The organism is Pantoea sp. RIT413 (assembly GCF_003057675.2).
Taxonomy (GTDB): domain Bacteria; phylum Pseudomonadota; class Gammaproteobacteria; order Enterobacterales; family Enterobacteriaceae; genus Pantoea; species Pantoea eucrina.
Map to the genome: position 1 here is coordinate 66,632 of NZ_QBJB02000010.1, position 21,832 is coordinate 88,463.

Sequence of the window (21,832 nt, forward strand, 5' to 3'; positions counted from 1 at the left end):
TTTATCGCTACGATGACGATTTAACTGGAAAAATTATGACGGGTAAAAAGCGTTCGGCCAGTTCCAGTCGCTGGCTTCAGGAACACTTTAGCGATAAATATGTGCTTCAGGCACAGAAAAAAGGGCTGCGTTCGCGCGCCTGGTTTAAACTTGATGAAATTCAGCAGGGTGACAAGCTGTTTAAACCCGGTATGACCGTGGTGGACTTAGGCGCGGCACCCGGCGGCTGGTCACAATATGTGGTACAGCAGATTGGCAATAGCGGGCGGGTGATTGCCTGCGATCTGCTGCCGATGGATCCGATTGTCGGCGTGGATTTTATGCAGGGTGACTTCCGTGACGAGGCCGTGCTGAAAGCGCTGCTTGAGCGGGTAGGGGACCAGAAAGTTCAGGTGGTGATGTCAGATATGGCACCCAACATGAGCGGTACGCCAGCTGTGGATATTCCTCGTTCAATGTATTTAGTTGAACTGGCGCTGGAAATGTGTCGGGATGTACTGGCTCCCGGCGGCAGTTTTGTTGTGAAAGTGTTTCAGGGAGATGGCTTCGATGAATACCTCCGGGAAATTCGCTCCCTATTTACGAAAGTGAAAATTCGTAAGCCAGACGCTTCGCGGTTACGTTCACGTGAAGTGTATATTGTGGCGACAGGGCGCAAACTGTAGGCCCGAATACCGGCGTCAAAGCAAGCTGAATAGTGCGTTTATCCCGGCCTGATTCTGAGTTTCAGGGTAAACCAGCAAATTCATCCATGCTGCGATTCCAGGTATGAAGGATATATAGTACCCTACGCTGTCTGTTAACACCGTTGTAATATGAGGTTAATCCCTTGAGTGACATGGCGAAAAACCTGATTCTCTGGTTAGTCATCGCGGTCGTGCTGATGTCAGTATTCCAGAGCTTTGGGCCCAGCGAGTCGAATGGCCGTAGGGTTGATTATTCAACCTTCCTGTCGGAAGTGAACCAGGATCAGGTCCGCGAGGCACGTATTAACGGGCGTGAAATTAACGTAACCAAAAAAGACAGTAATAAATATACCACCTACATTCCTGTCAACGATCCCAAGTTACTCGATAACCTGCTGACCAAAAACGTCAAAGTAGTGGGTGAACCACCTGAAGAGCCAAGCCTGCTGGCTTCTATCTTCATTTCCTGGTTCCCGATGCTGCTGCTGATTGGCGTATGGATCTTCTTTATGCGTCAGATGCAGGGCGGCGGCGGTAAGGGCGCGATGTCCTTCGGCAAAAGCAAAGCCCGCATGCTGACGGAAGACCAGATCAAGACCACCTTTGCCGACGTCGCTGGCTGTGATGAAGCGAAAGAAGAGGTAGGTGAGCTGGTAGAGTATCTGCGTGAACCAAGCCGTTTCCAGAAGCTGGGCGGTAAAATCCCGAAAGGCGTCCTGATGGTGGGCCCGCCGGGTACAGGTAAAACGCTGCTGGCTAAAGCTATCGCCGGCGAAGCGAAAGTGCCTTTCTTCACTATTTCCGGTTCCGATTTCGTAGAAATGTTTGTCGGCGTGGGCGCATCCCGCGTGCGTGACATGTTCGAACAGGCGAAAAAAGCTGCGCCATGCATCATCTTTATCGATGAGATCGATGCGGTAGGACGTCAGCGTGGTGCCGGTTTAGGCGGTGGTCACGATGAGCGTGAGCAGACGCTGAACCAGATGCTGGTTGAGATGGATGGTTTTGAAGGCAATGAAGGCATTATTGTTATCGCCGCAACCAACCGTCCGGATGTACTCGACCCTGCGCTGCTGCGTCCGGGCCGTTTTGACCGTCAGGTTGTCGTTGGCCTGCCGGACGTGCGCGGTCGTGAACAGATCCTGAAAGTGCATATGCGCCGTGTGCCGCTGGCAACCGACATCGATGCGGCTATTATCGCACGCGGTACACCGGGCTTCTCGGGAGCTGACCTGGCAAACCTGGTCAACGAAGCCGCACTCTTTGCCGCTCGTGGCAACAAGCGCGTAGTGTCGATGGTCGAGTTCGAAAAAGCCAAAGACAAAATCATGATGGGTGCAGAACGCCGCTCCATGGTGATGACGGAAGCGCAGAAAGAGTCAACCGCTTACCATGAAGCCGGGCATGCGATTATCGGCCGTCTGGTGCCAGAACACGATCCGGTACATAAAGTTACGATCATTCCGCGCGGCCGTGCGCTGGGCGTGACGTTCTTCCTGCCGGAAGGTGATGCTATCAGTGCCAGCCGTCAGAAGCTGGAAAGTCAGATCTCCACGCTCTATGGCGGTCGTCTGGCTGAAGAGATCATCTACGGCGCAGAACATGTCTCTACCGGTGCATCTAACGACATCAAAGTGGCGACCAATCTGGCTCGTAACATGGTGACGCAGTGGGGCTTCTCAGAGAAGCTTGGCCCGCTGCTCTATGCGGAAGAAGAGGGTGAAGTGTTCCTTGGCCGTTCCGTAGCGAAAGCCAAGCATATGTCAGATGAGACTGCGCGCATCATCGATCAGGAAGTTAAACACCTGATCGACAGCAACTATCAGCGTGCACGTCGTATTCTGGGCGAGAACATGGATATTCTTCATGCGATGAAAGATGCGCTGATGAAGTATGAAACCATTGATGCTCCGCAGATTGATGACCTGATGGCGCGCCGCGATGTGCGACCGCCAGCTGGCTGGGAAGATCCCGGCAGCAACAACTCTGACAGCAACGGTACGCCAAAGGCGCCACGTCCGGTTGATGAACCGCGTACGCCGAATCCGGGTAATACCATGTCTGAGCAGTTCAATAAATAAGAGGCCATCACCTCAGCAAAAACCCCGGCCAGTCCGGGGTTTTTTACATTTAACGTTTGACCACTTCAGGACCATACCTGCCATGAAACTCCACGCGCGTGATTCCTTTCTCGATCTCTCCTTCCCCCATGTAATGGGTATTCTGAACGTAACGCCCGACTCCTTTTCTGACGGCGGCGCGCATAACTCTCTGGTAAACGCGCTGACGCATACTAATGAGATGGTAAATGCGGGCGCGACAATCATCGATGTCGGCGGCGAGTCGACCCGGCCCGGAGCGGACGAGGTCAGCGTTGAGGAGGAGCTGGAGCGGGTTATCCCGGTCGTGGAGGCCATTGCACAGCGGTTTGAAGTCTGGATCTCAGTAGATACCTCAAAGCCTGACGTCATCCGTGAAGCAGCGAGAGCGGGTGCTCACATCATCAATGATATTCGCTCGCTTTCAGAGCCTGGCGCGCTCGGTGCGGCGGCAGAGAGCGGTTTACCGGTTTGTCTGATGCATATGCAGGGTGAACCCCGTACCATGCAGCAGACACCTTCGTATAACAATGTGGTCAGCGAAGTGGACGCTTACTTCGCTGCGCAAATTGCGCGCTGTGAGGCGGCGGGCATCAAAAAAGCGCAACTGCTGCTCGACCCGGGCTTTGGTTTCGGTAAGAATCTCAGCCATAACTATGAGCTGCTGGCCCACCTGAGCCATTTTCACCATTACGGCTTACCGCTGCTGGTGGGAATGTCGCGTAAATCGATGATTGGTCAGCTGCTTAATGTCGGCCCGGCACAGCGTCTTACCGGCAGCCTGAGCTGCGCAGTCATTGCTGCGATGCAGGGCGCCCAGATTATTCGCGTGCATGATGTGAAAGAGACAGTTGAAGCGATGCGCATCGTGGAAGCGACCCAGAGAGCAAAAGGATAACAGGCATGAGTGAGCGTAAATATTTTGGTACAGATGGCATCCGCGGCAAAGTAGGCGAAGCGCCGATCACGCCCGATTTTGTACTGAAGCTGGGTTTTGCCGCAGGCAAAGTGCTGGCGCGTTCAGGTTCAAGAAAAGTACTGATTGGCAAAGACACGCGCATTTCTGGCTATATGCTGGAGTCGGCGCTCGAAGCGGGGCTGGCAGCAGCAGGCCTCTCGGCAGCTTTTACCGGACCGATGCCAACCCCGGCAATCGCCTACCTGACGCGAACGTTTCGTGCGGAAGCGGGGATCGTGATCTCCGCCTCTCACAATCCGTTTGATGATAACGGCATTAAATTTTTCTCAGCCGAAGGCACCAAGCTGCCGGATGATGTGGAAGAAGCGATTGAGCGCGAGCTGGAAAAACCGCTGACCTGCGTGGAATCTGCTGAACTGGGGCGTGCCAGCCGTATCGTGGATGCCGCCGGCCGTTATATCGAATTTTGTAAAGGCACTTTCCCCGGCGAGCTGAGTCTCAACGGTCTGAAAATTGTGGTCGATTGCGCGAATGGTGCCACCTATCACATCGCCCCTAACGTGCTGCGTGAGCTGGGTGCGCAGGTCATCGCGATTGGCGTGCAGCCGGACGGCATGAACATCAACAAGGAGTGCGGAGCGACTGACCTGCGTCAGCTGCAGCAGCGCGTCCTGGAAGAGCAGGCTAACCTTGGTCTCGCCTATGACGGAGATGGCGATCGCATCATGATGGTGGATCATCTGGGACAGAAAGTGGATGGCGACCAGATTCTCTATATCATTGCGCGCGAAGCGCTGCGTCAGGGGCAGCTGCGCGGTGGCGTGGTCGGGACGCTGATGAGTAACATGGGGCTGGAGCTGGCCCTGAAACAGCTAGGCATCCCGTTCACCCGTGCCAAAGTGGGCGACCGCTACGTACTGGAAAAAATGCAGGAGAAAGGCTGGCGCATGGGGGCTGAGAACTCCGGGCACGTTATTCTGCTGGATAAAATCAGTACCGGCGACGGAATTGTAGCCAGTTTGCAAGTGCTTACTGCCATAGTGCGCAACCACATGAGTCTGCACGATCTGTGCAGCGGTATGAAAATGCTGCCGCAAATCCTGGTTAACGTGCGCTTTACCGGCAGCCACGATCCGCTGGAGAGCGAAAGCGTGAAAGCTGCGGCTGCCGAAGCAGAGCAGGCGCTGGCAGGGCGCGGGCGGGTACTGCTGCGTAAATCAGGCACGGAGCCGCTGATCCGCGTGATGGTGGAAGGCGAAGATGAAGCGCAGGTAACCGCGCTGGCGCATAATATTGCCGCAGCGGTAAAAGCAGTTTAAACCCGGCCAGGCGGCAGGCGGGATGCCTTTTCGCCTGGTAAATCATCATGCTGGCGCTTTTTTCTGCAATTGAATTTTATGGCTAAAATTGCACTTGCAGAGCCAGGCGCCTTTGGTTAGTATTCACACCCGCTTCTGATGGGTAATGACGAGACTACCCGTCTGTATTGGTTGAAGCTTTAACTGTGCGGTTACGCGCAAGGAAACAGGTTGATTATGTACGAAGCTCTGTTAGTTGTTTTCCTTATTGTGGCGATTGGCCTGGTTGGTCTGATCATGCTGCAGCAAGGCAAAGGCGCTGATATGGGAGCCTCATTCGGTGCAGGCGCTTCCGGTACGCTGTTTGGTTCAAACGGGTCAGGTAACTTTATGACACGTATGACCGCGATACTGGCTTCGCTGTTCTTCATTATCAGTCTGATTCTGGGTAACCTGAACAGCAATAAGACTTCCAAAGGAAGCGAGTGGGAAAACCTCACTGCGCCAGCTCAGTCTGAACAGCAGACTCAGCCAGCTAAACCGGCAACCCCGGGCAATGATATCCCGCAGTAAGCAGTAAATCGTCAACGCTTAAGCGACTATACTATCGTCGCAGTCAGTGCAGTACCGAGGTGGTGAAATTGGTAGACACGCTACCTTGAGGTGGTAGTGCTCGAAAGGGCTTACGGGTTCAAGTCCCGTCCTCGGTACCAATTCTCAGTAAAACTTGCTATTTTCGCAAGATCGGCGTAATATTCGCCACGTTTTCGGACGCGGGGTGGAGCAGCCTGGTAGCTCGTCGGGCTCATAACCCGAAGGTCGTCGGTTCAAATCCGGCCCCCGCAACCACTTTCCCTTAGAGTTCTTTTTCAAATATACTGTATGCATCGACGGACGCACTATCAGTGAGTTTTTGAAAAAAATTCTTCTGGATTGTGCGCCGAAGCCGCACTGCGGCATACAGGGTCCAGTCATAAAAAGCCCCGATTTTTCGGGGTTTTTTGTTATCAGGAAATCGTAACACTGGGCTTTAGGCCCTTTTTTTATGTCTTGGGGGTGGGCTTGTCCACATTAGAGCAAAAATTGACAGAGTTGATCTCTGCTCCGGTAGAAGCGCTTGGCTACGAACTGGTCGGTATTGAATTCGTTCGTGGTCGCACATCAACCTTGCGCATCTATATTGATAGCGAAGAGGGTATCAATGTTGATGATTGCGCCGATGTTAGCCACCAGGTGAGCGCTGTGATGGATGTGGAAGATCCAATTACGGTGGCTTACAACCTTGAAGTTTCCTCGCCGGGTCTCGATCGTCCACTTTTCACTGCAGAACACTATGCGCGCTTTGCGGGTGAGGAAGTCAGCCTGGTCCTGCGGATGGCGGTACAGAACCGTCGCAAATGGCAGGGCATCATCAAGTCGGTGGAAGGCGAGATGATCACTGTGACCGTCGAGGGTAACGATGAAGTGTTCGCACTGAGCAATATTCAGAAAGCGAACCTGGTCCCCCACTTTTAAAAGTCCGGATTGAGGCTAACCAGGATGAATAAAGAAATCTTAGCTGTAGTAGAAGCCGTTTCTAATGAAAAAGCTCTGCCGCGTGAGAAAATCTTCGAAGCGCTGGAGAGCGCTTTGGCCACTGCGACCAAAAAGAAGTATGAGCAGGAAATCGACGTGCGCGTCAGTATCGATCGTCGCAGCGGCGATTTCGACACGTTCCGTCGTTGGGTAATCGTTGATGAAGTTACTCAGCCTACGCGTGAAATCACGCTGGACGCGGCTCGCTTCGAAGATGAAGCGCTCAATCTGGGCGATTACGTTGAAGATCAGATTGAATCTGTCACCTTTGACCGTATCACTACACAGACTGCGAAGCAGGTTATCGTTCAGAAAGTACGTGAAGCTGAGCGCGCAATGGTTGTGGACCAGTTCCGCGAGCAGCAAGGCGACATCATCACCGGTCAGGTGAAGAAAGTGAATCGCGACAACATCACGCTGGACCTGGGCAGCAACGCCGAGGCGGTGATCGTACGTGAAGATATGCTGCCACGTGAGAACTTCCGTCCGGGCGACCGTATTCGCGGCGTGCTGTATGCCGTGCGTCCTGAAGCGCGTGGTGCTCAGCTGTTTGTTACCCGTTCCAAACCTGAAATGCTGATCGAACTGTTCCGCATTGAGGTGCCGGAAATTGGTGAAGAAGTTATCGAAATTAAAGCGGCTGCCCGCGATCCGGGTTCACGCGCTAAAATTGCGGTAAAAACCAACGATAAACGTATCGATCCGGTAGGTGCCTGCGTCGGTATGCGCGGCGCACGCGTGCAGGCTGTTTCCAGTGAACTGGGCGGCGAGCGTATCGATATCGTGCTGTGGGATGATAATCCGGCACAGTTTGTAATTAACGCCATGGCGCCTGCCGATGTGGCGTCAATCGTGGTGGATGAAGATAATCACACCATGGATATCGCTGTTGAGGCCGGTAATCTGGCTCAGGCGATCGGCCGTAATGGCCAAAACGTGCGTCTGGCTTCCCAGCTGAGCGGCTGGGAGCTGAACGTGATGACCGTCGACGATCTGCAGGCTAAGCATCAGGCTGAAGCCCACGCAGCAATCGATATGTTCACGAAACATCTCGACATCGACGAAGAGTTCGCCACCATACTGGTGGAAGAGGGCTTCTCTTCGCTGGAAGAACTGGCCTATGTGCCAATGAACGAGCTGCTGGAAATTGACGGCCTCGACGAAGAGACCATTGAAGCCCTGCGTGAACGAGCCAAAAATGCGTTAACCACCCTGGCATTAGCGAAAGAAGAAAGCCTTGGTAATCAGGAGCCCGCTGAGGACTTGCTGAATCTTGAAGGCCTGGATCGTGCGCTGGCCTATCGCCTGGCGTCAAAAGGCGTTTGCACGCTGGAAGATCTCGCTGAGCAAGGTGTTGACGATCTGACAGATATTGAAGGGCTGGATGATGAGAAGGCCGGTGCGCTGATTATGGCTGCACGTAATATCTGCTGGTTCGGCGATGACGCGTAATAACAGGAAGGAACAGCATGACAGATGTAACCGTAAAATCGCTGGCCGCCGAAATTCAGACTCCGGTCGATCGCCTGGTACAGCAATTTGCTGATGCGGGGATCCCTAAGTCTGAAAACGACGCGGTGTCCCAGCAAGAGAAAGAGACCTTACTGTCCCACCTGAACCGTGAGCACGGTCAAACCAGTTCAGGTAAACTGACGTTGCAGCGCAAAACGCGCAGCACCTTGAATATTCCGGGCACCGGGGGTAAAAGTAAATCGGTGCAAATTGAAGTTCGCAAAAAGCGCACATATGTGAAGGGTGATGCAGAGGCTGAGCAGCAGGCTCAGGCAGAAGCGGAAGCTGAGGCACAGCGCGTAGCGGAAGAGCAGGCGCGTCGCGAGGCGGAAGAACAAGCCCGTCGCGAGGCTGAATTAAAAGCGCAACGTGAAGCCGAAGATAAAGCCAGGCGCGAAGCCGCTGACAAGGCTAAGCGTGAAGCAGCGGAAAAAGATAAAGTGACAAACCAACCTACCGATGAAGTGACCAAGGCTGCGCAGTCTGATAAAGCCCGTCGCGAAGCTGAAGCGGCTGAACTGAAGCGTAAAGCTGAAGAAGAAGCCCGTCGTAAGCTCGAAGAGAGCGCACGCCGCGTAGCGGAAGAAGCACGCCGCCTGGCAGAAGAGAAAGGCGCTGAGTGGGACAAACCTGAGGAAGAAGATAAAGGTGACTATCACGTCACAACTTCAACTCATGCCCGTCAGGCAGAAGACGAAAACGATCGTCAGGTTGAAGCGGGTCGTGCACGTGCACGCACCACGGCTAAAGCCACGCGTCCTGCCAAAAAAGGCAACAAGCACTCCGAAGCTAAAACCGATCGTGAAGAAGCGCGTGCGCAGGTTCGCGGTGGTAAAGGCGGTAAGCATCGCAAACCTAGCGCACTGCAGCAGGGCTTTAACAAGCCAGCGCAGGCCGTTAACCGCGACGTGATTATCGGCGAAACCATCACCGTAGCTGAACTGGCGAACAAGATGGCAGTGAAAGGTTCACTGGTCATCAAAGCGATGATGAAGATGGGCGCGATGGCGACTATCAACCAGGTTATCGACCAGGAAACTGCACAGCTGGTCGCGGAAGAGATGGGTCATAAAGTGATCCTGCGCCGCGAGAACGAGCTGGAAGAAGCGGTAATGGACGATCGTGATACTGATGCAGCGCAGGAGAGCCGTGCGCCGGTCGTGACCATCATGGGTCACGTTGACCACGGTAAAACCTCCCTGCTGGATTACATCCGCTCAACCAAAGTCGCCTCTGGCGAAGCGGGTGGTATTACCCAGCACATCGGTGCCTATCACGTTGAAACCGAAAACGGCATGGTCACCTTCCTGGATACCCCGGGACACGCCGCGTTTACCGCAATGCGTGCTCGCGGTGCGCAGGCAACGGATATCGTTATCCTGGTCGTTGCTGCGGATGATGGCGTGATGCCACAGACCGTCGAAGCGATTCAACACGCAAAAGCGGCCGGCGTACCGGTTGTGGTTGCAGTGAACAAGTGCGACAAACCAGAAGCCGATCCGGACCGCGTGAAGAACGAGCTGACTCAGTACGGCATCATTCCGGAAGAGTGGGGCGGCGAAAACATGTTCGTCAACGTTTCTGCGAAAGCGGGTACCGGTATCGACGATCTGCTGAACGCCATTCTGCTGCAGGCGGAAGTGCTTGAGCTGACCGCTATTCGTGAAGGTATGGCAAGCGGTGTGGTTATCGAATCCTTCCTGGATAAAGGTCGTGGTCCGGTCGCTACCGTGCTGGTACGTGAAGGTACGCTGAACAAAGGCGATATCGTACTGTGTGGCTTCGAGTATGGCCGCGTACGTGCGATGCGTGACGAACTGGGACGCGAAGTACAGGAAGCAGGCCCATCGATTCCGGTTGAGATCCTGGGTCTCTCTGGCGTACCGGCAGCGGGTGATGAAGCGACTGTGGTCCGTGACGAGAAGAAAGCGCGTGAAGTTGCTCTCTATCGTCAGGGTAAATTCCGCGAAGTGAAACTGGCGCGTCAGCAGAAGTCGAAGCTGGAAAACATGTTTGCGAACATGACTGAAGGCGAAGTCTCAGAGCTGAACATCGTTCTGAAGTCTGACGTACAGGGCTCGGTAGAAGCGATCTCCGATTCGCTGCTGAAACTCTCCACCGACGAAGTGAAGGTGAAGATTATCGGTTCTGGCGTGGGCGGTATCACCGAAACCGACGCTACGCTGGCGGCCGCTTCCAATGCGATCATCCTCGGCTTTAACGTCCGTGCTGACGCTTCTGCGCGTCGCGTGATTGATGCTGAAAACGTCGACCTGCGTTACTACTCCGTCATCTATAATCTGATTGACGAAGTAAAAGCTGCGATGAGCGGTATGCTGGCGCCGGAATTCAAACAGCAGATCATCGGTCTGGCCGAAGTACGTGATGTGTTTAAATCACCGAAATTTGGCGCGATCGCGGGCTGTATGGTTACCGAAGGCAACATCAAGCGTCACAACCCAATTCGTGTCCTGCGCGACAACGTGGTTATCTATGAAGGCGAGCTGGAATCCCTGCGTCGCTTCAAAGATGACGTCAACGAAGTGCGTAACGGCATGGAGTGTGGTATCGGTGTGAAGAACTACAACGACGTTCGCGTTGGCGATATGATCGAAGTGTTCGAAATCATTGAAATTAAACGCACCATCGCATAATTCACTTATCGATGTACTGCAATTTGGGAGGCCACTGGCCTCCCGAATTATTTGGGAGATATCATTATGGCGAAAGAATTTGGTCGCCCGCAGCGGGTTTCTCAGGAGCTGCAAAAAGAGATCGCGATTATTCTGCAGCGCGAAATCAAAGATCCGCGTCTGGGTATGATGGTGACGGTCTCTGGCGTTGAAGTGTCGCGCGATCTGGCCTATGCCAAAGTATTTGTGACCTTCCTGAACGATCAGGATGAGGAAGCGGTAAAAAATGGTCTGAAAGCGCTGAAAGAGGCGTCAGGCTACATCCGCATTCTGCTGGGCAAAGCGATGCGTCTGCGCATTGTGCCGGAGCTGACCTTCTTCTATGACAACTCACTGATTGAAGGGATGCGCATGTCAAATCTGGTCTCTAACGTGATCAGAAACGATGCAGAACGGCGCGGTGAAACCCCGGCGGAAGATGACAAGGAGGACTGATGAGTCGTCCTCGTCGTCGCGGCCGCGACGTACACGGTGTCTTCCTGCTGGATAAGCATCAGGGCGCGTCGTCCAATGATGTGCTGCAAAAAGTTAAGCGCCTGTTTAATGCTAACAAAGCGGGTCATACCGGTGCGCTGGATCCCCTTGCCACCGGTATGCTGCCGGTTTGTCTGGGCGAGGCCACCAAGTTTTCGCAGTATCTGCTCGACTCTGATAAGCGTTATCGCGTTATCGCCCGGCTGGGCGAACGTACCGATACTTCAGACGCAGATGGCAACATTGTGGAAACCCGCCCGGTGACCTTCAGCCAGCCTGAGCTGGATGCGGCGCTGGAGAGTTTTCGCGGTGATACGATGCAGGTGCCGACTATGTTCTCGGCGCTGAAATATCAGGGTCGCAAGCTCTATGAGTATGCGCGCGAAGGCGTTACCGTGCCGCGTGAAGCCCGACCCATCACCGTATTTGAGCTGCAGTTTATTCGCCATGAAGGTGATGAGCTGGAGCTGGAGATCCACGTCTCCAAAGGCACCTATATTCGTACTATCATCGACGATCTGGGTGAGAAGCTGGGCTGTGGCGCGCATGTCATTATGCTGCGTCGTCTGCAGGTCGCACGCTACCCGATTGCACGAATGATGACGCTGGAGCAGCTGCAGGCGGTGGCAGCAGAAGCCACCGCGGCTGAAACGCCTGACTACAGCGCGCTCGATGCGCTGCTGCTGCCAATGGACAGCCCGGCGGAAGATTTTCCGGTGGTCAATCTGCCCGTTACGGTTGCCGCCAGCTTTAAGCAGGGTATGCCGGTCCAGGCTGCGGATACGCCGGCAGCAGGTCTGGTAAGGGTCACGGAAGGTGAGGCACAAAAATTCATCGGCATGGCTGAAATCGCCGCCGATGGACGGGTAGCGCCACGCCGGCTGGTGGTGGAGTTTCCTGGCTGACCGTGCTGCTCATCTTTGCTGCAACAGCGCATTTGCGTTGCCTGCGGGCGCAGAGTAGAATAGCGCGGCTTTAAAAGCGGGCTGCTGAATTAGAGATCGGCACCCATACATTCATTTTTTTACTGGAGTTTATTATGTCTCTAAGCGTAGAAGCTAAAGCAGAGATCGTTGCTAAATATGGTCGTGGCGCTAACGACAGCGGTTCAACTGAAGTTCAGGTTGCTCTGCTGACTGCTCAGATTAACCACCTGCAGGGTCACTTCTCTGAGCACAAGAAAGACCACCACAGCCGTCGCGGTCTGCTGCGCATGGTATCCCAGCGTCGTAAGCTGCTGGACTATCTGAAGCGTAAAGACGTTGCTCGCTACACCAGCCTGATCGAGAGCCTGGGTCTGCGTCGCTAAGTCTGAAGAATCTGATCAGGGATGTAGCGCATGCACTATGCAAAAAAACGCATCTGACGATCAGATTTGTGCGAGTTTCGCGAAAAGGGGGCCTTTAAGGCCCCTTTTTTCGAGCAATCCGCAGCAATCCAGACCAAACTCATGTATTGTTGCTGAGTGTGATCTTTGTTTGCAGAGGTTCGCGCGGCTAATGAGAGGCTTTGCCGCAGGGGCGGTTGAGGGTTGTCATTAGTCGCGAGGATGCGACAAAGATCGGTTATCACTGGCGAGCCGCAATGGCTCTGCCCTGAATTTAAGGATGTTAATTTTGCTGAATCCGATCGTACGCAAATTCCAATATGGTCAGCATACCGTCACGCTGGAAACCGGCATGATGGCACGTCAGGCTACCGCGGCTGTTATGGTAAGCATGGATGACACAGCGGTATTTGTAACCGTTGTTGGCCAGAAGAAAGCGAAACCAGGCCAGGACTTTTTCCCGCTGACCGTTAACTATCAGGAGCGTACCTATGCTGCTGGTCGTATCCCGGGCAGCTTCTTCCGTCGCGAAGGCCGTCCAAGCGAAGGCGAAACCCTGATTGCGCGTCTGATTGACCGCCCGGTGCGTCCGCTGTTCCCGGAAGGCTTCGTTAACGAAGTGCAGGTTATCGCTACTGTCGTTTCTGTTAACCCTCAGGTTAACCCGGACATCGTGGCAATGATTGGTGCCTCTGCTGCGCTGTCACTGTCAGGTATTCCGTTCAACGGTCCAATCGGTTCTGCTCGCGTTGGTTACATCAACGACCAGTATGTCCTGAACCCGACCGCAGATGAGATCAAACAGTCACGTCTGGACCTGGTGGTTGCCGGTACCCAGAACGCGGTACTGATGGTTGAATCGGAAGCCGATATCCTGACTGAAGAGCAGATGCTCGGCGCCGTGGTATTTGGCCACGACCAGCAGCAGGTTGTTATCGAAAACATCAACGCGCTGGTTGCCGAAGCGGGCAAACCGCGCTGGGACTGGAAGCCAGAAGCGACTAACGATGCACTGATTGCACGTGTTGCCGTGCTGGCGGAAGCGCGCATCGCTGATGCTTACCGCATCACCGATAAGCAGGAGCGTTACGCACAGGTTGGCGTGATCAAAGATGAGACGATCGCTGCCCTGCTGGCTGAAGATGCTGCGCTGGATGATGCAGAAATCGGCGATATCGTGCATAGCCTCGAAAAGAATGTGGTTCGTACCCGCATCCTGAGCGGCGAACCGCGTATCGACGGTCGCGAAAAAGATATGATCCGCGGTCTGGACGTTCGTACCGGCGTACTGCCGCGTACGCACGGCTCTGCGCTGTTCACCCGTGGTGAAACGCAGGCGTTGGTTGCTGCTACGCTGGGTACCGCACGCGATGCGCAGAACCTGGATGAGCTGATGGGCGAGCGTACCGACAGCTTCCTGTTCCACTACAACTTCCCTCCATACTCAGTGGGCGAAACCGGCATGGTTGGCTCACCGAAGCGTCGTGAAATTGGTCACGGTCGTCTGGCGAAGCGTGGCGTACTGGCAGTTATGCCTAAGCAGGAAGAGTTCCCGTACACCGTACGCGTTGTATCAGAAATCACTGAATCAAACGGTTCTTCTTCTATGGCTTCCGTTTGCGGTGCTTCACTGGCACTGATGGACGCAGGCGTACCGATCAAAGCAGCCGTTGCCGGTATTGCTATGGGTCTGGTGAAGGAAGATGAGAAGTTTGTCGTGCTGTCTGACATCCTGGGTGATGAAGATCATCTCGGCGATATGGACTTCAAAGTAGCGGGTAGCCGTGAAGGTATAACCGCGCTGCAGATGGACATTAAAATCGAAGGCATCACCCGCGAAATCATGCAGGTTGCGCTGAACCAGGCTAAGGGTGCGCGTCTGCATATCCTGAGCGTCATGGAACAGGCTATCAGCACGCCGCGTCAGGAGATCTCTGAATTCGCACCGCGTATTTACACCATCAAGATCAGCTCTGACAAGATCAAAGATGTGATTGGTAAAGGCGGCTCGGTAATCCGTGCGCTGACCGAAGAGACCGGCACTACCATCGAAATCGAAGATGACGGCACCGTAAAAATCGCTGCGACCGACGGTCAGAAAGCGAAAGAAGCGATTCGTCGTATCGAAGAGATCACCGCTGAGATTGAAGTGGGCCGCATCTACTCCGGCAAAGTTACCCGTATCGTTGATTTCGGTGCGTTCGTGGCTATCGGTGGCGGTAAAGAAGGTCTGGTTCATATTTCTCAGATTGCCGACAAGCGCGTAGAGAAAGTGACCGACTACCTGCAGATGGGTCAGGAAGTACCGGTTAAGGTGATGGAAGTTGACCGTCAGGGCCGCGTACGTCTGAGCATCAAAGAGGCAACTGAGCAGAAGCCGGCAGAAGCTGCTGCTGTGGACGCTTCTGACGCTGAATAAGCGTGTCCTGATTAGCCCCTTTCTGCCCGGCAGAAAGGGGTGTTTGTATACTCTGGTAGCGTCAACTCACGGTCGCTGTGCCGATAAGTTGACACCGCCGGAGTATCATCGCGAGGGCGGGAACCCTTGTGCATAGCAGGCGGATGACAGGATGGTTATCCCAATGTTTGTATCGGGAGTGGGAAATGAAGCCTTTTTTGCGCTGGTGTATTGTTGCGACAGCTATTTCGCTGGCAGGATGCAGCAACTCCAATTGGCGTAAGAACGAAGTTCTGGCAGTACCTTTGCAGCCCACACTGCAGCAAGAGGTCATTCTGGCGCGAATGGAACAAATTCTTGCCAGTCGGGCCCTGACCGACGATGAACGCGCACAGCTGTTATATGAGCGCGGAGTGTTGTATGATAGTTTGGGTCTGAGGGCACTGGCGCGGAACGATTTCTCGCAAGCGCTGTCTATAAGACCAGATATGCCAGAAGTGTTTAACTATCTTGGTATATACTTAACGCAGGCTGGCAACTTTGATGCCGCCTACGAAGCGTTTGATTCTGTACTTGAGCTTGATCCAACTTACAATTATGCGCATTTAAACCGCGGTATCGCTCTCTACTACGGTGGTCGATACAGGTTAGCGCAAGATGATCTGCTGGCGTTTTATCAAGACGATCCTAACGATCCGTTCCGCAGCCTCTGGCTCTATCTCACTGAAAGCGAGATAGACAAAGACCAGGCTAAAGTAGCGCTGAAACAGCGTTATGACAAAGCGGCTAAGGACCAATGGGGATGGAATATTGTCGAGTTCTACCTGGGCGACATCAGTGAAAAAACATTGATGGAACGTCTCAAGGCGGACGCAACGGATAACACCTCGCTCGCTGAACATCTCAGTGAAACCAACTTCTATTTAGGTAAGTACTACCTAAGTCTGGGGGAGAAGGACGACGCGAAAGCGCTGTTCAAACTGGCGGTGTCTAACAACGTTAACAACTTTGTTGAACACCGATACGCATTGTTGGAACTGGCGCAACTCGGCCAGACACAAGACGATTTATCAGAATCTGACCAGCAATAGCTGACGAACTTTTATTGCCTGTTGTACCTGTAAAGTCATCATCTCCAGAGGTGAGGGCTTTTCTGTTCGTCAAAACTTCTAATTTGAGCCGGTTCACACTTTTTGATGAAAATGACTGAAAATTTTCACGACGAGTTATGTAGACTGGCCGCCGCAATCTAAGAGGCACGTGTACTACATGACTGATATTCAAACCACTTTTGCTGATCTGGGCCTGAACGCCGACATCCTCGAATCTCTGAACGGTATGGGCTACGTTAAGCCTTCCCCAATCCAGGCTGAGTGTATTCCTCACCTGCTGGCGGGCCGCGATGTTCTGGGTATGGCGCAGACCGGTAGTGGTAAAACCGCGGCGTTCTCACTGCCGCTGTTAAACAACGTTGATCCTTCTGTCCGCGCACCACAGATTCTGGTGCTGGCACCGACCCGCGAACTGGCGGTGCAGGTGGCTGAAGCGATGACAGAATTCTCTAAACATATGCGTAACGTCAACGTCGTGGCCCTGTATGGCGGCCAGCGTTATGACGTACAGCTGCGCGCCCTGCGTCAGGGACCACAGATCGTTGTGGGTACCCCGGGCCGCCTGCTGGACCACCTGAAGCGTGGTACTCTGGACCTCTCTAACCTGCGTGGTCTGGTTCTGGACGAAGCTGATGAAATGCTGCGTATGGGCTTCATCGAAGACGTTGAAACCATCATGGCGCAGATCCCGGAAGGTCATCAGACCGCACTGTTCTCTGCAACTATGCCAGAAGCGATTCGTCGTATTACCAAACGCTTCATGAAAGATCCACAGGAAGTGCGTATCCAGTCAAGCGTGACCACGCGTCCGGATATTTCACAGTCTTACTGGACCGCTTACGGCCGTAAAACTGAAGCGCTGGTGCGTTTCCTGGAAGCAGAAGACTTTGATGCAGCCATCATTTTCGTGCGTACCAAAAACGCAACGCTGGAAGTGGCGGAAGCCTTAGAGCGCAGCGGCTACAACAGTGCCGCGCTGAACGGCGACATGAACCAGGCACTGCGTGAGCAGACGCTGGAGCGCCTGAAAGATGGCCGTCTTGATATCCTGATTGCAACCGACGTTGCGGCGCGCGGTCTGGACGTTGAGCGTATCAGCCTGGTTGTTAACTACGATATCCCGATGGATGCGGAGTCTTATGTTCACCGTATCGGCCGTACCGGTCGTGCGGGCCGCGCTGGCCGTGCGCTGCTGTTCGTTGAGAACCGCGAGCGTCGTCTGCTGCGTAACATTGAACGCACCATGAAGCTGACTATTCCGGAAGTAGAACTGCCAAACGCAGAGCTGCTGGGTGAGCGTCGTCTGGCCAAATTTGCAGCAAAAGTACAGCAGCAGCTGGAAAGCAGCGATCTGGATCAGTATCGCGCGCTGCTGAGCAAAATGCAGCCGGAAGAAGAGCTGGATATCGAAACGCTGGCGGCTGCCCTGCTGAAAATGGCTCAGGGTGAACGTCCACTGATCGTACCGGCTGACGCGCCGCGTCCGCAGCGTCGTGAGTTCCGCGATCGTGATGACCGCGCTGACCGTCCGCGTCGTGACCGCGACAGCCGTGGTGAGAGCCGTGATGGCGATCGTCCACGTCGTGAGCGTCGTGACGTTGGCGACATGCAGCTTTACCGCATTGAAGTGGGCCGCGATGACGGCGTTGAAGTTCGCCACATTGTGGGCGCTATCGCTAACGAAGGCGATATCAGCAGCCGCTACATTGGTAACATCAAGCTGTTTGGCACGCACTCCACCATCGAACTGCCAAAAGGCATGCCGGGTGAAGTTCTGCAGCACTTCACGCGCACGCGTATTCTGAACAAGCCGATGAATATGCAGCTGCTGGGTGATGCACAGCCGCACGAGCGTACTGAGCGCCGCAGCGGCGGTCGTGATTTCGGTGGTGAGCGTCGCAGCAGCGCACCGCGTGGTGATGCACCACGTGGTGAAGGCGCACCGCGTCGCTTCTCCGAGCGTCGTGAAGGTGGCCGCGAAGGCGGACGCTTTAGCCGCGAAGCGGGCCGTGGCCCACGTCGCGACGAAGGCACCTCACGTCGTCGTGATGCATAATCGCTAAACGTTAAGCAATAAAAAGGGACGCCATGCGGCGTCCCTTTTTTTATCTCTTTTACTCAACCTGCTACAGCGTGCCGGCAGCTTCCATCGCCAGCGCAAATGAGCGCAGCCGCGCTTTGGGATCGAAGATCTGACCGTTGACCATGATCTCATCCGCCTGCGTTTCGCGCTGCAACGCTGCCAGACCGTGACGCACCTTTTCGCTATCGCCCACAATCGACATGCTCAGCGCCTGCTGCACGCCATACTGCTCTGACGGCGACCAGAGGCTATCCATATTTTCCACCGGCGCAGGCAGCGGGCCCGGCTTGCCGCGGCGCAGGTTGATAAACTGCTGCTGCATGGAGGTAAACAGGAAGCGCGCGTCGCGCTCACTCTCTGCCGCCACAATATTCACACAGACCATAGCGTATGGCTTAGCCAGGCGCGCCGAAGGCTGGAACTTCTCACGGTACAGATGCAGCGCCTGCAGCAGCAGATCCGGGGCGAAGTGCGAGGCAAAGGCAAACGGCAGCCCGAGCTTCGCCGCCAGCTGAGCGCTGTAAAGGCTTGAGCCGAGCAGCCACACCGGAATTTTCAGGCCGAGGCCCGGCACTGGCTGTACCGGATGATGCTCGCCTTCTTCAGCATCAAACCAGCGCAGCAGCTCAGCGACATCTTCCGGGAAGCTGTCGGCCTGGGCGCTGGAGAGATGACGGCGCAGCGCCATCATCGTGCGCTGATCGGAACCCGGTGCACGGCCCAGCCCGAGATCGATGCGACCAGGGTAGAGCGACTCCAGGGTACCGAACTGCTCGGCAATCACCAGCGGCGCATGGTTAGGCAGCATAATCCCGCCGGATCCAAGCCGCAGGGTTTCGGTATTTGCCGCGAGATACCCGATCAGCACCGAGGTCGCCGCGCTGGCAATACCGGTCATGTTGTGATGCTCAGCGAGCCAGTAGCGGTGGAAACCCAGCGCTTCCGCCTGACGCGCCAGCGCCAGTGAATGGTGAAAGGCGTCGCGCGCAGACGCGCCTTGCGGAATAGGAGCCAGATCCAGCACGGACAGGCGAACAGGTTTTTTCTCAGACATGAGTACTCCAGCAAATGATGGCGCAGGCGTTGAACAGCCTGCTGCCATAAGTATTACGCAACATTACCCATATTAAAACTGCTATTAAGGGCAGGGATGTAGCCGGATTGTGCCTTTATTAACCATTTTTCCGGAAGGTATACCCCTGCCGCTGCGCTATTTTCCTGACGCGTAATAGCAGGCTTGTTGATCTCAGCAGGGAGGACTGCGCGACAGAGATGGCATAATTGATAACCTGTTATAAATACGCAGAGCCACACCGTTCGTAACCGTACGCCGCCGGTTAGGGGAAAAAGCCTGCTGAATAGGCGTATATTGCGGGCAAAGCGGGTACGGAGATGGAAAAAACTCTTTTGCAACAACTCTTAAACGCGCAATTTCGTCATGTTTTCGCTGAAGGTGAGTTAGACTTTCTGCAAGGGCGCGGCCTGGGCGATCGGATTGCTGCGAGTCAGTTTTGCCGCATCGCCACGCTGCAGGAGGCGTCTGACCGTTTCACGCGACGCCGAAGCAGATGCCGGGTTTCGCGGCGAAGCCAACGACTTGCTGCTGGTAGCTGCTCGGGCTAAGGCAGAAGGGAAACAAAAGGCGCAGGCTTATGCGTCACGCACGGGGATGCCATGTTAATTCGTACTGAGATTGGCGTTGATGCTGCCGGCATCGACAGCCTGTTAAAACGCAGTTTTGCGACCCCAGCTGAAGCTGAACGGGTACAGCAGCTGCGCGAAGATGGATTGCTCACGCTGGGCGTGGTGGCAACCGATGATGAGGGTCAGGTGCTGGGCTATGCTGCTTTCAGTCCGGTAACGCTGCAGGGTGAAGATCGTAACTGGGTGGCGCTGGCTCCACTGGCCGTTGACAGTTCGGTACGCGGGCAGGGCCTGGCAAAGCAGCTGGTTTATGAGGGGCTCGATTCCCTGAATGAATTCAGCTACAGCGCGGTCGTGGTGCTGGGCGATCCCGCATTTTACCAGCCGCTGGGCTTTGAGCTGGCGGCCCATCATGGGCTGCACTGCCGCTGGCCCGACAGCGAGGCGACATTCCAGATTTACAAGCTGGCAGACGATGCGTTCAGCGGCGCAGAAGGGTTAGTGGTATTTGCTGCGCCTTTTAACCACGCTGAGTAAACCAGGTGGTCAGACACGCCGGCTGTTGCGCTATCAGCAGCAGTTTGTGGGTACGGGCGAGTTGTTTGACCTGATACTCCAGGCGTGAAGCCGCAGCGCGGTCACCGGCAGGGCAGTGAAACATCAGCGTAAGCGGCCCTTTACCGCGCAGCGAGCGGGCGCCGCGTCCCTGCTGATGCTGCAGCAGCCGGCGCGCCACATCGGTGGTAATTCCGGTATAGATCATCCCGGCAGCGGTTTGCAGCATATAAAGCTGCCAGTTCTGTTCCATTTCTCAGACCTCAAAACAAAGCACCAGCAGTGTAACGTGCCGCCGCGTTCACGGCTATGTGCAGGGAGCGACCTTTGTCCGATCTGTCTCATTTACTGCGCTACCTGAAGAAACAGCATGTGCTTTCGCTCTGCGCCAGCGCATCGGAAGAGCTGTGGTGCGCTAATTGCTACTATCTGTTTGATGAAGCACAGATGGCATTCTGGCTGATGAGCGACACCGCCACGCGTCACGGTGCCATGATGCTGCATAACCCGCAGGTCGCAGGCACCATTAATGGCCAGCCGAAAAGAGTTCAGCTGCTTAAAGGCGTCCAGTATCGCGGACATATCCGGCTAAGCGAGGATGCGCAGGCGTTAAGCGCCTATCAGCGCCGTTTTCCGGTCGCAAAAAAAGTCACCGCGCCTCTCTGGCAGCTCACGATAGATGAGCTGAAGATGACGGATAACACGCTGGGTTTTGGTAAGAAAATCAGCTGGCAGCGTATCGCATCATAAATAAACCAGGGGCGCATAAATGCGCCCCCTACAGGTCGTGCAATCACAGGGGCGGCATTCATGCCGCCCTGGGGCGGGTATATCGCAAAAACCAGGGGCGCATGAATGCGCCCCCTACAGGTCGTATAATTGTAGGGGCGGCATTCATGCCGCCCTGGATACTACGGGCGGCCGGGATATTATGATGCGCTCAGTATGCGCAGCGATTCGCGGTTAAATGCCGGCAGATCTTCCGGGGTGCGGCTGGTGACCAGCTTGTCATCATCCACGACCACTTCTTTGTCGTAAAAATCGGCACCCGCGTTACGCAAATCGATCGCAATCGCTTTCACACAGGTCATCTTGCGGCCGCGCACGCCGTTGGCGCTGATCAGCAGCTGTGGACCGTGACAAATAGCGAAAATCGGTTTGCCGCTGGCAACAAACTCTTTGGTGAAATTGACAAAGCGATCGTCACCGCGCAGCGCGTCGGGGGAGTGGCCGCCCGGCAGCAGCAGTGCATCAAATTCTGCTGCACTGACGTGATCGATATCTTTATCAATCTTCACTTCCGCTTTGCCCTGTTTACCTTTCACCGTTTTTCCTGCCTGCATCTCAATGGTGACCACTTCATGGCCCGCCTGGGTGTAAGCATCCGCTGGTGAGGTAAATTCAGAATCCTCAAAATCATCGGTGATCAGAACCGCTATTTTCTTGCCCATCTTCTC

19 protein-coding genes, 2 tRNA genes and 1 pseudogene are annotated in these 21,832 nt (G+C 54.7%); 19 read left to right on the forward strand and 3 right to left on the reverse strand.

Annotated elements, in window-relative coordinates; all coding sequences use genetic code 11:
* Positions 1-35 precede the first annotated feature (35 nt).
* The 16 genes from rlmE to DBY66_RS13330 all read left to right on the forward strand — a co-directional run bounded on the left by rlmE (position 36) and on the right by DBY66_RS13330 (position 18,149).
* Entirely contained in the window at positions 36-665 is a 630-nt protein-coding gene (rlmE, locus tag DBY66_RS13250) for a 23S rRNA (uridine(2552)-2'-O)-methyltransferase RlmE (RefSeq protein ID WP_039382266.1), read from the forward strand.
* A 173-nt stretch (positions 666-838) separates the two neighbouring features.
* A complete protein-coding gene (gene ftsH / locus DBY66_RS13255; protein WP_039382268.1) occupies positions 839-2,767 on the forward strand; it encodes an ATP-dependent zinc metalloprotease FtsH in 1,929 nt (642 codons plus the stop codon).
* A gap of 82 nt (positions 2,768-2,849) precedes the next feature.
* Entirely contained in the window at positions 2,850-3,683 is an 834-nt protein-coding gene (gene folP, locus DBY66_RS13260; protein ID WP_104085589.1) for a dihydropteroate synthase, read from the forward strand.
* A gap of 5 nt (positions 3,684-3,688) precedes the next feature.
* Positions 3,689-5,023 (forward strand): phosphoglucosamine mutase, encoded by a 1,335-nt coding sequence (glmM, locus tag DBY66_RS13265; RefSeq protein ID WP_071669137.1) that lies wholly within the window; start codon positions 3,689-3,691, stop codon positions 5,021-5,023.
* Positions 5,024-5,239: 216 nt separating this feature from the next.
* A complete protein-coding gene (secG, locus tag DBY66_RS13270; RefSeq protein ID WP_039382274.1) occupies positions 5,240-5,575 on the forward strand; it encodes a preprotein translocase subunit SecG in 336 nt (111 codons plus the stop codon).
* A 53-nt stretch (positions 5,576-5,628) separates the two neighbouring features.
* Positions 5,629-5,715: transfer RNA gene (locus tag DBY66_RS13275), tRNA-Leu, on the forward strand.
* A gap of 59 nt (positions 5,716-5,774) precedes the next feature.
* Positions 5,775-5,851, forward strand: a tRNA-Met gene (locus DBY66_RS13280).
* 213 nt (positions 5,852-6,064) lie between these two features.
* Positions 6,065-6,517: a ribosome maturation factor RimP gene (rimP, locus tag DBY66_RS13285; protein ID WP_039382276.1), complete on the forward strand. Its 453-nt coding sequence runs from the start codon at positions 6,065-6,067 to the stop codon at positions 6,515-6,517.
* A 24-nt stretch (positions 6,518-6,541) separates the two neighbouring features.
* On the forward strand, positions 6,542-8,029 hold the full coding sequence (nusA, locus tag DBY66_RS13290; RefSeq protein ID WP_039382278.1) for a transcription termination factor NusA: 1,488 nt from the start codon (positions 6,542-6,544) through the stop codon (positions 8,027-8,029).
* Positions 8,030-8,046: 17 nt separating this feature from the next.
* A complete protein-coding gene (gene infB / locus DBY66_RS13295) occupies positions 8,047-10,743 on the forward strand; it encodes a translation initiation factor IF-2 (RefSeq protein ID WP_071669136.1) in 2,697 nt (898 codons plus the stop codon).
* A gap of 66 nt (positions 10,744-10,809) precedes the next feature.
* On the forward strand, positions 10,810-11,217 hold the full coding sequence (gene rbfA, locus DBY66_RS13300) for a 30S ribosome-binding factor RbfA (RefSeq protein ID WP_039382283.1): 408 nt from the start codon (positions 10,810-10,812) through the stop codon (positions 11,215-11,217).
* Positions 11,217-12,161 (forward strand): tRNA pseudouridine(55) synthase TruB, encoded by a 945-nt coding sequence (gene truB / locus DBY66_RS13305; RefSeq protein WP_039382285.1) that lies wholly within the window; start codon positions 11,217-11,219, stop codon positions 12,159-12,161. Before rbfA ends, truB begins: the two co-directional genes overlap by 1 nt.
* Before the next feature lie 134 nt (positions 12,162-12,295).
* Entirely contained in the window at positions 12,296-12,565 is a 270-nt protein-coding gene (gene rpsO / locus DBY66_RS13310; protein ID WP_010615981.1) for a 30S ribosomal protein S15, read from the forward strand.
* 307 nt (positions 12,566-12,872) lie between these two features.
* Entirely contained in the window at positions 12,873-15,002 is a 2,130-nt protein-coding gene (gene pnp, locus DBY66_RS13315) for a polyribonucleotide nucleotidyltransferase (RefSeq protein ID WP_108570023.1), read from the forward strand.
* A 185-nt stretch (positions 15,003-15,187) separates the two neighbouring features.
* On the forward strand, positions 15,188-16,072 hold the full coding sequence (gene nlpI, locus DBY66_RS13320; RefSeq protein ID WP_039382290.1) for a lipoprotein NlpI: 885 nt from the start codon (positions 15,188-15,190) through the stop codon (positions 16,070-16,072).
* Positions 16,073-16,250: 178 nt separating this feature from the next.
* Positions 16,251-18,149: a DEAD/DEAH family ATP-dependent RNA helicase gene (locus DBY66_RS13330; RefSeq protein ID WP_094110676.1), complete on the forward strand. Its 1,899-nt coding sequence runs from the start codon at positions 16,251-16,253 to the stop codon at positions 18,147-18,149.
* A 70-nt stretch (positions 18,150-18,219) separates the two neighbouring features.
* Here the strand turns inward: DBY66_RS13330 and DBY66_RS13335 are convergent, their stop codons facing one another.
* Positions 18,220-19,230: a luciferase-like monooxygenase gene (locus DBY66_RS13335; protein WP_039382294.1), complete on the reverse strand. Its 1,011-nt coding sequence runs from the start codon at positions 19,228-19,230 to the stop codon at positions 18,220-18,222.
* 338 nt (positions 19,231-19,568) lie between these two features.
* Here DBY66_RS13335 and DBY66_RS18025 point away from each other — a divergent pair.
* Positions 19,569-19,794 (forward strand): annotated as a pseudogene (locus tag DBY66_RS18025) (SCP2 domain-containing protein); the annotation flags it as partial.
* 56 nt (positions 19,795-19,850) lie between these two features.
* Positions 19,851-20,357, forward strand: a complete 507-nt coding sequence (locus DBY66_RS13345) for an N-acetyltransferase (protein WP_108570022.1) — start codon at positions 19,851-19,853, stop codon at positions 20,355-20,357.
* On the opposite strand, the gene DBY66_RS13350 is transcribed toward DBY66_RS13345, so the two are convergent.
* Positions 20,341-20,628: a GIY-YIG nuclease family protein gene (locus DBY66_RS13350; RefSeq protein ID WP_039382299.1), complete on the reverse strand. Its 288-nt coding sequence runs from the start codon at positions 20,626-20,628 to the stop codon at positions 20,341-20,343. The two genes, DBY66_RS13345 and DBY66_RS13350, sit on opposite strands and share 17 nt — an antisense overlap.
* 74 nt (positions 20,629-20,702) lie before the next feature.
* On the opposite strand from DBY66_RS13350, the gene DBY66_RS13355 reads away from it, so the two are divergent.
* Positions 20,703-21,125, forward strand: a complete 423-nt coding sequence (locus tag DBY66_RS13355) for a YhbP family protein (protein ID WP_108570021.1) — start codon at positions 20,703-20,705, stop codon at positions 21,123-21,125.
* Between the two features lie 179 nt (positions 21,126-21,304).
* Here the strand turns inward: DBY66_RS13355 and DBY66_RS13360 are convergent, their stop codons facing one another.
* The gene (locus tag DBY66_RS13360) at positions 21,305-21,826 is read right to left on the reverse strand and encodes a type 1 glutamine amidotransferase domain-containing protein (RefSeq protein WP_039382303.1); all 522 of its coding nucleotides are present in this window, start codon (positions 21,824-21,826) and stop codon (positions 21,305-21,307) included.
* Between the last annotated feature and the right edge of the window lie 6 nt (positions 21,827-21,832).